Below are 236 nucleotides of genomic sequence, written 5' to 3' on the forward strand. Positions count from 1 at the left end.
GGAGCGCATCTTCGTTGCGCGCCTGCCGGCGTCGGCCAGTATCGCGCACCAGGCGATCTATGACGCCGACGCGCTGCCGCACTTCGCCGCCGACGGTGCGAACAATGGTTTCAGCGTGATCCTGCTGCCGTCGCAATCGCCGGTGCACAGCCGCTTCGCGATCGAAGGTACGGAGTGGAAGGGGCTGTTCGACCGGCCCGTCGTCGGATGGGTGACGGGCGTCGCGCTCGACCGTG

The 236-nt window shown here is 68.2% G+C and carries 1 protein-coding gene; it reads left to right on the forward strand.

Going from position 1 to position 236, the window contains the following annotated elements; genetic code table 11:
* Window positions 1–236 (forward strand): DUF6976 family protein (locus AC0IYH_RS33960; RefSeq protein WP_471838875.1); only part of this gene is annotated, 236 nt, incomplete at both ends.

It is taken from the genome of Pseudomonas sp. AC463, from assembly GCF_979253585.1.